The organism is Staphylococcus sp. HMSC06C11, from assembly GCF_001808345.1.
GTDB classification, from domain to species: domain Bacteria; phylum Bacillota; class Bacilli; order Staphylococcales; family Staphylococcaceae; genus Staphylococcus; species Staphylococcus capitis.
This window is the reverse complement of record NZ_KV793045.1, coordinates 23,332-35,812: the sequence shown is the minus strand read 5'-3', so window position 1 is coordinate 35,812 and position 12,481 is coordinate 23,332. Positions and strand designations below refer to the sequence as shown.

7 protein-coding genes are annotated in these 12,481 nt (G+C 37.7%); all 7 read right to left on the bottom strand.

Translation table 11 applies throughout. From position 1 onward, the window contains the following. Positions 1–35: 35 nt before the first annotated feature. The 7 genes from tuf to rpoB all read right to left on the bottom strand — a co-directional run bounded on the left by tuf (position 36) and on the right by rpoB (position 12,396). Positions 36–1,220, bottom strand: a complete 1,185-nt coding sequence (gene tuf / locus HMPREF3154_RS07445) for an elongation factor Tu (RefSeq protein WP_002432994.1) — start codon at positions 1,218–1,220, stop codon at positions 36–38. A 218-nt stretch (positions 1,221–1,438) separates the two neighbouring features. Beyond that, positions 1,439–3,520, bottom strand: coding sequence for an elongation factor G (gene fusA / locus HMPREF3154_RS07440; protein WP_002469900.1), 2,082 nt, complete (start codon positions 3,518–3,520; stop codon positions 1,439–1,441). A gap of 117 nt (positions 3,521–3,637) precedes the next feature. Then, positions 3,638–4,108, bottom strand: coding sequence for a 30S ribosomal protein S7 (gene rpsG, locus HMPREF3154_RS07435; protein ID WP_001137495.1), 471 nt, complete (start codon positions 4,106–4,108; stop codon positions 3,638–3,640). A gap of 70 nt (positions 4,109–4,178) precedes the next feature. Beyond that, complete coding sequence (gene rpsL, locus HMPREF3154_RS07430; RefSeq protein WP_002433334.1) at positions 4,179–4,592, bottom strand: 30S ribosomal protein S12; 414 nt, start codon at positions 4,590–4,592, stop codon at positions 4,179–4,181. A 90-nt stretch (positions 4,593–4,682) separates the two neighbouring features. Continuing rightward, positions 4,683–4,943 carry a ribosomal L7Ae/L30e/S12e/Gadd45 family protein gene (locus HMPREF3154_RS07425; RefSeq protein ID WP_002433271.1) on the bottom strand — a complete coding sequence of 87 codons (261 nt, stop codon included), beginning with the start codon at positions 4,941–4,943 and terminating at the stop codon, positions 4,683–4,685. 142 nt (positions 4,944–5,085) lie between these two features. Then, positions 5,086–8,682 carry a DNA-directed RNA polymerase subunit beta' gene (rpoC, locus tag HMPREF3154_RS07420; RefSeq protein ID WP_161799215.1) on the bottom strand — a complete coding sequence of 1,199 codons (3,597 nt, stop codon included), beginning with the start codon at positions 8,680–8,682 and terminating at the stop codon, positions 5,086–5,088. A 162-nt stretch (positions 8,683–8,844) separates the two neighbouring features. Beyond that, positions 8,845–12,396, bottom strand: a complete 3,552-nt coding sequence (gene rpoB / locus HMPREF3154_RS07415; RefSeq protein ID WP_070474554.1) for a DNA-directed RNA polymerase subunit beta — start codon at positions 12,394–12,396, stop codon at positions 8,845–8,847. Positions 12,397–12,481: the final 85 nt, after the last annotated feature.

Sequence of the window (12,481 nt, the reverse complement as noted above, 5' to 3'; positions counted from 1 at the left end):
AACTGGGAGTCCTTAGAAATAATGAATAATAAATATTATTCGAAGATTTCAGTTACAACGCCTGATCCAACAGTACGTCCACCTTCACGGATTGAGAAACGAGTACCGTCTTCAATAGCGATAGGAGCGATTAATTCAACTGTCATTTCAACGTTGTCGCCAGGCATAACCATTTCAGTACCTTCTGGTAAGTTAACAACACCAGTTACGTCAGTAGTACGGAAATAGAATTGTGGGCGGTAGTTACTGAAGAATGGAGTGTGACGTCCACCTTCGTCTTTAGATAAAACGTAAACTTCCGCTTTGAATTTAGTGTGTGGTGTGATTGAACCAGGAGCAGCTAATACTTGACCACGTTGTACGTCTTCACGAGCAACACCACGTAATAAAGCACCGATGTTGTCACCAGCTTCAGCGTAGTCTAATAATTTACGGAACATTTCTACACCAGTAACAGTTGTTTTAGAAGTTTCGTGGATACCGATGATTTCAACTTCTTCACCAACTTTGATTTGACCACGTTCAACACGGCCTGTAGCAACAGTACCACGACCAGTGATTGAGAATACGTCCTCAACTGGCATCATGAATGGTTTGTCAGAATCACGTTCTGGAGTTGGAATGTAATCATCAACTGCTTGCATTAATTCTAAGATTTTTTCTTCGTATTGAGCATCGCCTTCTAAAGCTTTTAATGCTGAACCAGCGATTACAGGTACATCATCACCTGGGAAGTCATATTCGCTTAATAAGTCACGAACTTCCATTTCAACTAATTCTAATAATTCTTCGTCGTCTACCATGTCAACTTTGTTTAAGAATACAACTAATGCTGGTACACCAACGTTACGTGATAATAAGATGTGTTCACGAGTTTGTGGCATTGGACCGTCAGCAGCAGATACTACTAAGATACCGCCGTCCATTTGAGCAGCACCAGTGATCATGTTTTTAACATAGTCAGCGTGTCCTGGGCAGTCAACGTGAGCATAGTGACGTTTGTCAGTTTGATACTCGATGTGTGCAGTATTGATTGTAATACCACGTTCTTTTTCTTCTGGAGCGTTGTCAATCATGTCGTATGATTGTGCAACAGTGTCACCATTTTTAGCTAATACAGTTGCGATAGCAGCTGTTAAAGTTGTTTTACCATGGTCAACGTGACCGATAGTACCAATATTGGCATGTTCTTTTGAGCGATCAAATTTTTCTTTTGCCATTATTAAATCTCTCCTATTCTTAGTAAAAGTTATTTCAAATTTATCTCTCATGATAGTTTCTCACCATCATGAGAAGATAATTGATTGAGTTAAGCCTAAAAGAATTTATAATTCTTTTATAATGCATTTACCCTTAAAAATCAAATCATAAAAGTGATAGCTTAACAATAAGCTCAACCTGTATTTTAACCTAGCATGGCTAGTCTTAACAAGTTAAATTACTCACCTTTATTTTTCTTGATGATTTCATCAGCGATTGATTTAGGAACTTCTGCATAGTGGTCAAAGTACATAGTGTAAGTACCGCGACCTTGAGTGTTAGAACGTAATGAAGTTGCGTAACCAAACATTTCTGAAAGTGGTACAAAGGCATTTACAACTTGTGCATTACCACGAGGTTCCATACCATCTACACGTCCACGACGAGCAGTTACGTCACCCATGATATCGCCCATGTATTCTTCAGGCATTTCGATAGTTACTTTCATCATTGGTTCTAAGATAACTGGATCACATTTTTTAGCCGCTTCTTTAAGCGCTAATGATGCAGCAATTTTGAAGGCCATTTCAGATGAATCGACATCGTGGTAAGAACCATCAAATAATTTTGCTTTAACATCGATTAATGGATAACCAGCTAAGACACCATTTTCCATAGCATCTTTAAGACCTTGTTCAACTGATGGAATGTATTCACGTGGAACTACACCACCAACGATAGAGTTTTCGAATTCGAAACCTCCACCTGTTTCGTTAGGTGTGAATTCGATATGAACATCACCGTATTGACCACGACCACCAGATTGACGAGAGAATTTACCTTGAACTTGTGCAGATTGCTTGAATGTTTCACGGTATGAAACCATAGGAGCACCTACATTACATTCAACGTTGAATTCTTTCTTCATACGGTCAACTAAGATGTCTAAGTGTAATTCACCCATACCACCGATGATAACTTGTCCAGTTTCTTCATCAGTATGTGCATGGAATGTTGGGTCTTCTTCTTGTAATTTAACTAAAGCTTGAGTCATTTTATCTTGGTCAGCTTTAGATTTTGGTTCAACAGATAAGTGGATAACTGGCTCTGGGAATTCCATTGATTCCAAGATAATGTCGTTTTTCTCACCACATAAAGTATCACCAGTACCTGTTTCTTTAAGACCTACCGCAGCAGCGATATCACCTGAGTAAACAGTATCGATTTCTTGACGTGAGTTTGCGTGCATTTGTAATAAACGACCTACACGTTCACGTTTATCTTTAGTAGAGTTCTTCACGTATGAACCTGAAGTTAATGTACCTGAGTACACACGGAAGAATGTTAATTTACCAACATAAGGGTCAGTCATAACTTTGAATGCTAATGCAGCGAATTCAGCTGAATCGTCTGGTTTAGCAACAACTTCTTCTTCAGGGTCATTAGCACGGTGACCAATGATTGGTTTAACGTCTAATGGTGAAGGTAAGTAGTCAATTACTGCATTAAGCATTAATTGAACACCTTTGTTTTTGAATGCTGTACCACAAAGTACTGGGTAAAATTCTACGTCAGTAGTTGCTTTACGGATAGCAGCTTTTAATTCATCGATAGAAATTTCTTCGTCACCAAGATATTTCTCCATTAATTCGTCGTTGCTTTCTGCAACAGCTTCGATTAATTGAGCACGAGCTTCTTCAGCTCTTTCTTTGTGATCGTCAGGAATTTCAATTTCATCGATTTCTGTACCTAAATCGTTAGTATATCTAAAGCATTTCATTTCAACTAAGTCAATGATTGCTTCGAATTCATCTTCGGCACCAATTGGTAATTGGATAGGTGCAGCATTTGCTTGTAAACGATCATGTAAAGTGCTTACTGAATATTCGAAGTTAGCACCTAATTTATCCATTTTGTTTACGAATACGATACGTGGTACGCCATAAGTAGTTGCTTGACGCCAAACTGTTTCAGTTTGAGGTTCTACACCTGATTGAGCATCAAGTACAGTAACCGCACCGTCAAGTACACGTAATGAACGTTCAACTTCAACAGTGAAGTCTACGTGTCCAGGTGTATCGATAATGTTGACACGGTGGCCATCCCATTGTGCTGTTGTTGCAGCAGATGTGATTGTGATACCACGGTCTTGTTCTTGTTCCATCCAGTCCATTTGTGAAGCACCTTCGTGTGTTTCACCAATTTTGTGGATACGACCTGTGTAATAAAGAATACGTTCAGTCGTAGTAGTCTTACCAGCATCAATGTGAGCCATGATACCGATGTTACGAGTATTTTTCAAAGAAAAGTCTCTTGCCATGTGTTTTTCTCCTTCCAGTATTTACTGAATAAGTACTATAGATATGGCGATGCCCTAAGCATGAGCCATTATTGGTAAACCTTATAACGGAACACACTCAGGGTAAAAGCTTTCATCTTACCAACGGTAGTGAGCAAATGCTTTGTTTGCTTCAGCCATTTTGTGAGTGTCCTCACGTTTTTTGACTGCACCACCTGTATTATTTGCAGCGTCTAAGATTTCGTTAGCTAAACGATCTTCCATAGTTTTCTCACCACGAAGACGAGCGTAGTTTACTAACCAACGTAATCCTAAAGTAGTACGACGTTCTGGGCGTACCTCAACTGGTACTTGGTAGTTAGAACCACCCACACGACGAGCTTTAACTTCTAATACTGGCATAATGTTATTGATTGCTTCTTCGAATACTTCTAATGCATCACGACCACTACGTTGTTCAACTAAGTCGAATGCAGAATAAAGAATTCTTTGAGCTGTTCCGCGTTTACCGTCTAACATAATTTTGTTAATTAATTTAGTAACTAACTTAGAGTTATGAATTGGATCCGGTAATACGTCTCTTTTTGGTACTGATCCTTTACGAGGCATAATGTAAATCCTCCCTTCCTATTATAGTATAATCTTTAAAAATGTATTTAAAATTTACGTAATCTTAAACTTAATTTTTAGGTTTTTTAGTTCCGTATAATGAACGACCTTGTCTACGTCCATCAACACCTGAAGTATCAAGTGCACCACGTACAATATGATAACGCACACCAGGTAAGTCTTTAACACGTCCACCACGTACAAGTACTACACTGTGTTCTTGTAAGTTGTGTCCGATACCAGGGATGTATGCGTTGATTTCAATGTTATTTGATAAACGCACACGCGCATATTTACGTAACGCTGAGTTAGGTTTTTTAGGTGTCATAGTACCTACACGAGTACAAACACCACGTTTTTGAGGTGAGTTTAAGTTAGTAAATTGTTTCTTTTTACTATTGAAACCTCTGTTTAAAGCTGGTGAATCTGATTTCTTAGTTTTGCTTTTTCTTGGTTTACGTACTAATTGGTTAATAGTTGGCATTGAATGTGTCCTCCTCTCTTCATTTTTTAATCCCACACATCCAGGTGGTTCATTTTAAGGTTAAATAAAATTTAGTAAGCATCATACTTACTAATTCTCATTCAATAACGCAACAATAGTTGCATTAACATTGATACCTACATATTCTCCTAAAGCCCGCTGGCTAGAAAAAAATGTCACTGGTATATTTTCTTGATTGATATAGCTTAACACGCGAGTTAATAAATGAACTTCAACGTCTTTAGCGATAATCAATGATGCAACTTGATCTTTCTTTAACGCTTTAAGCGTTTCTTTAAGACCAACTACATAGTGTTGTTTGTTAAAGCGTGCAACTTTTTCATTAGACATGTACATATCCTCCAAAGTTCTGCTTGCATCAACCTTTAATATATTAACATTTTTTAATACACATAGTCAACAATAACTCTAAGCTTTTAAAAATAAATATATAAGAGAGTGAGGTATTAACTCCTCACTCTCAAGTTAAAATTTATTCAGTAATCTCAACATCTTCAGTTACATCTGCTACAGGAGCTGATGTTTTATCATATTGAACATCACTGTAACGTCTCATACCAGTACCTGCTGGGATTAGCTTACCGATAATAACGTTTTCTTTAAGTCCAAGTAAGTCATCGCGTTTACCTTTAATTGCTGCATCTGTAAGAACGCGTGTTGTTTCTTGGAATGACGCAGCTGATAAGAAGCTTTCAGTTTCAAGAGAAGCTTTTGTAATACCAAGCAATACTGGTTTAGCAGTTGCTGGACGTTTACGGTGTTTAAAGGCTTCTCTGTTAGCATCAGTAAAGCTGTGAATGTCCACAAGAGAACCTGGTAATAATTTAGTGTCACCAGCTTCAATGATACGAACTTTACGTAACATTTGTCTAACCATAACTTCAACGTGTTTATCGTCGATTTCAACACCTTGCATACGGTAAACTTTTTGAACTTCTTTTAATAGGTAACTTTCAGTCGCATTAAGTCCTGCTACTGCTAAGTAGTTTTTAGGCTCAATTGAACCTTCAGTAAGAACTTCACCACGTGCCACTGATTGACCAACTTCAACTTTAAGTCTTGAAGTACCTGAAGCTAGATATGATCTAGTTTCGTTAGCACCTTTAACAACAATTTCTTGTTGACGATCTTTAGCTAATTTAATGTCTTCTACTACACCTTCGATTTCAGTAATAACCGCTTGTCCTTTAGGGTTACGTGCTTCAAAGATTTCTTGGATACGTGGAAGACCTTGAGTGATATCGCTTCCTGCTACCCCACCAGTGTGGAATGTACGCATTGTAAGCTGTGTACCTGGCTCACCGATTGATTGAGCGGCAATCGTACCAACTGCTTCACCGACTTCAACTTTTTCACCTGTAGCAAGGTTTTTACCGTAACATTTTTCACAAACACCGTGACGAGTGTTACATGTAAACGCTGAGCGGATGTACATTTGTTCAATACCAGCATCAGTAATTTTCTTAGCGATATCTGCAGTAATTAATTCGTCTGGACGAATGATTACTTCATCAGTTTCAGGATGACGAATTGTTTCTTTAGAATAACGACCTTCGATACGTTCAATAAATGGTTCAATCATTTCTGTACCTTCTTTGATATCAGAAACTAATAAACCACGGTCAGTGCCACAGTCTTCTTCACGTACGATAACATCTTGCGCAACGTCAACAAGACGACGAGTAAGGTAACCAGAGTCAGCTGTTTTAAGAGCTGTATCGGCAAGACCTTTACGAGCACCGTGAGTTGAGATGAAGTATTCTAATACTGTTAAACCTTCACGGAATGAAGATGTGATTGGCAATTCGATAATTTTACCTGATGGTGCAGCCATTAATCCACGCATACCTGCTAATTGCGTGAAGTTAGATGCGTTACCACGGGCACCAGAATCACTCATCATGAAAATAGGGTTTGTTTTCTCAAGAGATTGCATTAATTCGCCTTGAATTTGGTCTTTTGCGTCAGTCCAAATTTCAACAACAGCGTTATAACGTTCATCTTCAGTGATTAAACCACGATTATATTGTTTAGTTACACGTTCAACTAATTTTTCATGTTCATCTAAGATATCTTGTTTGTCTGGAAGTACCACGATGTCAGATACACCAACAGTAATACCAGCTTTAGATGAGAATTTGAAACCTAAGTCTTTCATTCTATCTAACATCATAGATGTGTCAGTAATACTAAATCTATTGAATACTTCAGCAATGATGTTTCCTAAGAATTTCTTATTGAATGGCTCAATAAGTTCTTCATTTTCAAAGTATTCTTTTAAGCCACCCTCACCTAATTGAGTCGGATCTATGAAGTATTTATCTGGCGTAGTATCTTCTAAATTTGCTTGACTAGGTTCATTAATATATGCAAATGAATCAGGAATGATTTCATTGAAAATAATTTTACCTACTGAAGTAACTAAGATTTTACTATTTTGAGCATCTGTGAACGTTGGGTTGTTGAATGAGCTTGCATGCACACCAATACGAGTGTGTAAGTGTACATGACCGTTCGCATAAGCTTTTAATACTTCATTAGTGTCATTGAAAATCGCACCAGTATTAACAGCATCTTTACGTTCTAATGTTAAATAGTAGTTACCTAATACCATATCCTGAGATGGTGTAACAACTGGTTTACCATCTTTCGGGTTAAGGATGTTTTGTGCCGCAAGCATTAACATACGTGCCTCAGCTTGTGCTTCTTTTGATAATGGTACGTGAACCGCCATTTGGTCACCGTCAAAGTCCGCATTGTAAGCTGTTGTTACAAGTGGATGAAGACGGATTGCACGACCCTCAACTAATGTTGGTTCAAATGCTTGGATACCAAGTCTATGAAGCGTTGGTGCACGGTTAAGTAATACTGGGTGTTCAGTGATAACATCTTCTAATACATCCCAAACTTCATCATCCATGCGTTCGATTTTACTTTTCGCATTTTTGATATTTGTAGCAATTTCACGTTGAACTAATTCCTTCATAACGAATGGTTTAAATAGTTCAAGTGCCATTTCTTTAGGCAATCCACATTGATACATTTTTAAGCTTGGCCCAACGGCGATAACCGAACGACCTGAATAGTCAACACGTTTACCAAGTAAGTTTTGACGGAAACGACCTTGTTTACCTTTTAACATGTGTGAAAGTGATTTTAATGGACGGTTACCTGGTCCAGTAACTGGACGACCACGACGTCCGTTATCAATTAAAGCGTCTACAGCTTCTTGTAACATACGTTTTTCGTTTTGAACGATGATGCCAGGTGCACCTAAGTCTAATAAACGTTTCAAACGATTGTTACGGTTGATTACACGACGATATAAGTCGTTTAAATCACTTGTAGCAAAACGTCCACCGTCTAATTGAACCATTGGACGAATTTCAGGTGGGATGATTGGAAGTACATCTAAAATCATCCATGAAGGATTGTTTCCTGAATTTCTGAATGATTCAACCACTTCTAAACGTTTAATTGCACGAGTTAGTCTTTGACCAGTAGCAGACTCTAACTCATCTCTTAACAGTTTTAGTTCTTCATCTAAATCAATTTCTTCTAATAGGTCTTTAATACCTTCAGCACCCATTTTAGCTACGAATTGATTAGGATATTTGTCATAATATTCTCTGAACTCTGCTTCAGATAATAATGTTTTCTTCTCTAATCCAGTAGGGCCTGGATCTACTACAACATAAGAAGCGAAGTAGATGACTTCTTCTAATGCTCTTGGAGACATGTCTAGCAATAGACCCATACGACTTGGAATTCCTTTGAAATACCAAATATGTGATACAGGTGCTGCTAATTCAATGTGTCCCATTCTTTCACGACGCACTTTTGATTTAGTTACTTCAACGCCACATCTGTCACATACCATACCTTTGTAGCGTACACGTTTGTACTTACCACAACTACATTCCCAGTCTTTCGTAGGTCCAAAAATTCTCTCACAGAAAAGACCATCTTTTTCTGGTTTTAAAGTACGATAGTTAATTGTTTCAGGTTTCTTAACTTCACCATAAGACCATGAACGAATTTTTTCAGGTGAAGCTAATCCTATTTTCATATAATGGAAATTATTTACATCAATCAAGGAGCCTACCTCCTTCAATTTAGATTAGCTGTGCTATTTGATTGATTTATCTTCATTGAAATCGAATACCTTAAAGAGGTTGAAATGATTCACATTTCATTACCTCTTTAAGAATCCTTTTATCTTAAGTGCTTTTTAATCAGTTGTTTTCTTTTGTGATTCAGGAGCATCTTTTTGTTGTAAATCTACTTTGCGTTCTGTTGCATCTTCATCATCAACGTCCGCCATTTCAATTTCGTTGTTTTGCTCATCCATCACTTTAACATCTAATCCTAAACTTTGTAGTTCTTTCATCAATACTCTGAATGATTCAGGAACACTTGGTCTAGAGATGTTTTCACCTTTAACGATAGATTCGTAAGTTTTTACACGACCTACAGTATCGTCAGATTTATAAGTTAAGATTTCTTGTAAAGTATATGCAGCACCATAAGCTTCAAGTGCCCATACCTCCATCTCACCAAAACGTTGACCACCGAATTGTGCTTTACCACCAAGTGGTTGTTGTGTAACAAGTGAGTATGGACCAGTTGAACGTGCGTGTAACTTGTCATCAACCATGTGAGCAAGTTTAAGCATATACATAACACCTACAGAAATACGGTTATCGAATGGTTCACCTGTACGTCCATCATATAATACAGTTTTACCATCGCGAGCCATGCCTGCTTCTTCGATAGTAGACCATACATCCTCATCGTTAGCACCATCAAATACTGGAGATGCAACGTGGATGCCTAGGTTTTTAGCAGCCATACCTAAGTGCAACTCAAGGACTTGTCCGATGTTCATACGTGATGGTACACCAAGTGGGTTTAACATGATATCAATTGGGCGTCCATCTGGTAAGTAAGGCATATCTTCTTCAGGAACGATTTTAGAAATAACACCTTTGTTACCGTGACGACCACACATTTTGTCCCCAACATGAATTTTACGTTTTTGAACAATATAAACTCTTACTAATTGGTTTACACCTGGAGATAATGTGTCGTCTCCTTCTTCACGATTAAACACTTTAACATCTAGTACAATACCACCTGCACCGTGTGGCACACGTAATGAAGTATCGCGAACTTCACGAGCTTTTTCGCCGAAAATTGCATGTAATAATCTTTCTTCAGCTGTTAACTCAGTTACACCTTTAGGCGTCACTTTACCAACTAAAATGTCGCCATCCTTAACTTCAGCACCTACATAGACGATACCTCTATCATCTAGGTTTTTAAGTGCACTTTCAGATACGTTAGGGATATCTCGAGTGATTTCCTCAGGTCCTAATTTAGTATCACGAGCTTCTGATTCATATTCCTCTATGTGAATAGAAGTGTAAACGTCATCTTTAACTAAACGTTCACTCATAATTACAGCATCCTCGTAGTTGTAACCGTCCCAAGTCATGAAACCAACAACTACATTTCGTCCTAATGCCATTTCACCTAATTCCATTGAAGGACCATCGGCAAGGATTTCATTATATTCAACCACGTCACCAACTGAAACAATTGGACGTTGGTTATAACAAGTACCTGTGTTAGAACGTTTGAATTTAGCTAATGGATAACGGTCTAATTCACCTTCGTGTTCAGTGCCATTTTCCTCAACTAAACGACGCACTAAAATTTCACTAGATTCAACGTGCTCAACATGACCTCTGTGTTTAGCAGTGATTGCAGCACCAGAGTCACGTGCAGCCACATGTTCCATACCAGTACCAACAAATGGTGCTTCAGTGTTCATCAATGGTACCGCTTGACGTTGCATGTTCGCACCCATTAATGCACGGTTAGAGTCATCGTTTTCTAAGAATGGAATACATGCTGTAGCTGCTGATACAACTTGTTTAGGTGATACATCCATGTAATCCATTTTTTCTTTCGCCATAACTGTGTTATTACCACGGAAACGACAAACAACCTCGTCATCTAAGAAACGACCATTTTCGTCTAAACGTGAGTTGGCTTGGGCAACTACATAGCTATCTTCTTCATCAGCAGTTAAGTAATCGATTTGATCTGTAATAGAGTTCGTATCTAAATCAACTTTACGATACGGTGTCTCAATGAAACCAAATTCATTTACTCGTGCATAACTTGATAATGAGTTAATTAAACCAATATTTGGACCCTCTGGTGTTTCAATTGGACACATACGACCATAGTGTGAGTAATGAACGTCACGTACTTCCATTTGAGCACGTTCACGAGTTAAACCACCAGGTCCTAATGCTGATAAACGACGTTTGTGAGTCAACTCAGCTAATGGGTTAGCTTGGTCCATGAATTGTGATAATTGAGAACTACCAAAGAATTCTTTAATTGATGCAATAACTGGACGAATATTGATTAATTGTTGTGGTGTAATTGAATCAGTGTCTTGGATTGACATTCTTTCACGCACGACACGTTCCATTCTTGATAAACCGATACGGAATTGGTTTTGTAATAATTCACCAACTGAGCGTAAACGACGATTACCTAAGTGGTCGATATCATCTGTATAACCAATGCCATTTAATAAGTTAAAGAAGTAACTCATTGAAGCTATGATATCAGCTGGAGTTATACATTTAACTTCTGAGTCTGGTAATGCATTACCGATAACAGTAGTTGTACGACCTTCCTCGTCATTAGGTACGTATACTTTGATTGATTGAATTTCAACTGGTTCGTCAATAACGCTACCTTCAAGTTCAAAGACTTCGCTATTAGCGTTTGTTTCTAGAACTTCCATAATTTCATCAATCTTACGACGATCTAGTACTGTGCCTTCTTCAGCTACAATTTCGCCTGTTTCACTGTTAACAATAGGCTCTGCTAATTTTTGATTGAATAAACGATGTTTTAAGTGTAATTTCTTATTAGCTTTATAACGACCTACGCTTGCTAAATCATAACGTTTAGGGTCAAAGAAACGTGAGTATAATAAGCTTTTAGCATTTTCTACTGTTGGTGGTTCGCCAGGACGTAAACGTTCATAAATTTCTAATAAAGCTTGTTCTGTGTTTTCAGTACCATCTTTTTCTAATGTATTACGTAAATATTCACTTTCTCCTAGTAAATCAATGATTTCTTGATCACTTGAAAAACCAAGTGCACGTAATAATACAGTTAATGGTAATTTACGAGTTCTATCGATACGAACGTACACTACATCTTTTGCGTCAGTTTCATATTCTAACCAAGCACCACGGTTAGGAATAATAGTTGCATCGTAGTTTTCACGTCCATTTTTATCAATCTTTTCATTGAAGTAAACGGATGGTGAACGTACCAATTGAGATACGATAACACGTTCAGCACCATTGATTACAAATGTACCTGTGTCTGTCATTAATGGGAAATCACCCATGAAGACTTCTTGTTCTTTAACTTCGCCTGTTTCTTTAATAATAAGACGTACTTTGACACGAAGAGGTGCAGCATAAGTAGCGTCACGATTTTTTGATTCTTCTAAATCGTATTTTGGTTCACCTAATCTATAATCTACAAATTCTAAAGATAGGTTACCTGTGAAATCTTCAATTGGAGAAATGTCTCTGAACATCTCTAATAAACCTTCTTTAAGGAACCAATCGTAAGATTTTGTTTGAATTTCTATTAAGTTTGGTAATTCTAATACTTCTGAAATTCTCGCGTAATTTCTACGTTTACGATGTCTTCCATATTGGACAACTTGACCTGCCAAACAGATTCACCCCTCAAAAATTGTGTGTTTTACTTATACATTGAAATAGGACACAATAAAGAATATAAAAGACAAAAAGAAAACG

Bases quoted from the DNA above. Each gene is read 5' to 3' on its own strand.
- rpsL (WP_002433334.1), bottom strand. From the start codon at position 4,592: ATGCCAACTATTAACCAATTAGTACGTAAACCAAGAAAAAGCAAAACT.
- rpsG (WP_001137495.1), bottom strand. From the start codon at position 4,108: ATGCCTCGTAAAGGATCAGTACCAAAAAGAGACGTATTACCGGATCCA.
- rpoC (WP_161799215.1), bottom strand. From the start codon at position 8,682: ATGAAAATAGGATTAGCTTCACCTGAAAAAATTCGTTCATGGTCTTAT.
- fusA (WP_002469900.1), bottom strand. From the start codon at position 3,520: ATGGCAAGAGACTTTTCTTTGAAAAATACTCGTAACATCGGTATCATG.
- tuf (WP_002432994.1), bottom strand. From the start codon at position 1,220: ATGGCAAAAGAAAAATTTGATCGCTCAAAAGAACATGCCAATATTGGT.
- HMPREF3154_RS07425 (WP_002433271.1), bottom strand. From the start codon at position 4,943: ATGTCTAATGAAAAAGTTGCACGCTTTAACAAACAACACTATGTAGTT.